Annotated in this window: 2 protein-coding genes; both read left to right on the forward strand. The window is 39.5% G+C overall.

Annotated elements, in window-relative coordinates; all coding sequences use genetic code 11:
• Window positions 1-141: 141 nt before the first annotated feature.
• A complete protein-coding gene (locus Q4557_RS19615; RefSeq protein ID WP_157936289.1) occupies window positions 142-1,149 on the forward strand; it encodes a DEAD/DEAH box helicase in 1,008 nt (335 codons plus the stop codon).
• A 387-nt stretch (window positions 1,150-1,536) separates the two neighbouring features.
• A complete protein-coding gene (locus tag Q4557_RS19620; RefSeq protein ID WP_303415004.1) occupies window positions 1,537-2,016 on the forward strand; it encodes a type II secretion system protein in 480 nt (159 codons plus the stop codon).
• Window positions 2,017-2,381 lie beyond the last annotated feature (365 nt).

A 2,381-nucleotide genomic window follows, 5' to 3' on the forward strand; every position in this document is an offset into this window, starting at 1 on the left:
AACCCCAGTAAAAATGGATAACTAGTATCAGATCGCAAATAGTGAGTACGAAATGGCAGCACAAACCACAAAATTGCGAAATTCATCATTGTCGCGGATCTAATGTAGAAGATGCTAATTCTTGGGGGGGAGCAAATAATATTGAATATTCAGGATAAATCAAAATATTCAATTGCGCTAACAGGGACGCCATGGCGCTCTGACGCTGCTCCAATTGTATTGGCTCAATATGGCAGCGTTACAAATGAAATTGAATGTGATTATATCTACGGCCTAGAGAACGCAATAACAGATAATGTTTGCCGTGTTCCTCAAATTATTGCCATTGATAATGACAATATAACAGTTGAGGCAGGAGAAGATAAAAAACATTTTTCTAGTTTTTTTGATTTATTATCTACCTCAATTCTGCCGCATTCCGACATTATTGAAAATGAAAGGGTGATCGATCATGTACTTCTGAGTGCAAATACAAAGCTAGATGAGCTGAGGGCTGAAAGCCCAGATGCAGGTGGTCTGATAGTCGCGTCTTCGGTGAAACATGCAAAACAAATACAGCAAATTTTGGCGGATAATTTAAAGCAACAGGCGATTGTGGTGACTTATCGTGAAGATGAGCCAATGGTGCTTATAAAGCAATATCGCAATAGTAATGAGAAATGGATAATTAGTGTCGGAATGATCAGTGAAGGGACCAACATTCCAAGGCTTCAAGTTTGCTGCCATTTAACCAATATCAAAACAGAGATGCACTACCGACAGATTTTAGGCCGTGTGTTGAGAATAACAGATTCGATTAATCAAGAGGCGGTTATGTATATGCCAGCAGAGCCAAAATTGGTTGAATTTGCAAATAGGGTTGGTAAAGATGTACCCACTGAGGTCAGTATTGTTAAATTTGAAAAAATGCATGTGAGTTTAGAGGGGGAATTACTCGATGATAATTGCAATGAAATGCAATTGGAGGGGGATCTAGATAAGCATGCTGTATCCATGGAGATTGGTGATTCAATGACGTTTACTAAATCAAACCCAGAAGCTGGAGATAAAAATCCACTTACTCAATCATATGAAAAGGTGATGGATATTTTTGGTCGTTTTAAGCAAGAAACTATTGAGTTGAATTTGTTTACTACCAAGAATATATAAAAAACTCAATACTAACATGAAATATTGCTTGCTATCGGGAAAAAACGAGCGTGAATATTTTTACTAACTGAGGCGCTTTGGGGCACAGAGCGACTTAGAAAAGTTACTATTAAGCCTCTAAATTAGTGGCCAAAATCACTGCGCTAATGCAGCCGGTGACTGGTAAATCCGCTTTAGTGATCGTGTCTGGTCGCTTTCCTTGTAGTGTGAGATTGCTCAAATATTGTTGATATAAAAGGTTAAAGTTTTGTTGCTCTGAGGTGTTTATCGCTTATTCTCCTATTAGGTATCACCGAAAAGTGATGTAAATATAAGTATGCGTGTTGTTTGTATTTTGTTTTCTGCCGCACAGCGGCTTCGTTCAACACTGAGTTTTGGAGTGAATGTATGAATCGAACTGCGCCTTCTAAAGGTTTCGCTCTTATAGACTTGATTATTGTGATTGTTGTTTTAGGGGTGTTGGCATCAACGGTGCTCCCCAAGTTCGTTAATCTGACAGATTCAGCGCGTACAGCTTCGTTTGAAGGTTTAACAGGGGCGTTACATGCAGCTGCAGACATGGCCTATCTCAAGCAGCGTATTAAAGGTAAGCAACTCAATGATGATATTGAAATAGACGGTACCACAATAACCATGATTAATGGTTACCCCTCTCCTAGGAGCATGCGAGGCTTAGTTCTTGCTTCGGGGGGGAGATGGGAACTAGAGGACCCTAGTAATCCTAGCTCTTGGTACGGTGCGGACAATTACGCTGAATATATGTGGGTGGAGTCTGACGGGACTTACAGCAGAAAATGCCGTGTTTATTACCATATAAATGTTGATATGACCAAATATGTCGTAGAGATTGACGAATCGGGTTGCTAAGAGTCCAAATGGGACCTTCGTCGGAGAATCCAGCAAGACGCTTAAAACGGAACTAAAACAGTGGGGGGGCGCTTCGGGGCACATACCGACTTAGGAAATAAACTTACAATTTGTCGAAATTCAAGATTAAAGACCTGACCTTTGGATCTTTATTCATGAGGTAACAGCAAGCGCTCAATGAACACTTGATATTACAATAGCAAAAACTTCCCCTGTTAATAATTAACATTGCCACCCATTTTAATTGGCTAAATATCAAAAATCAATTAACATTGCCACCCATTCTAATTGGCTAAATGTTAAACACTCTACTAGGCTTTAGTTATTACTTAATTTTCGGTAATTAATGATGGCCAGACCTAGAA

The organism is Shewanella sp. 5_MG-2023, assembly GCF_030547465.1.
In the GTDB taxonomy this organism is placed as follows: domain Bacteria; phylum Pseudomonadota; class Gammaproteobacteria; order Enterobacterales; family Shewanellaceae; genus Shewanella.

Coding starts and splice junctions, on each gene's coding strand:
- Q4557_RS19620 (WP_303415004.1), top strand. CDS start 1,537: ATGAATCGAACTGCGCCTTCTAAAGGTTTCGCTCTTATAGACTTGATT.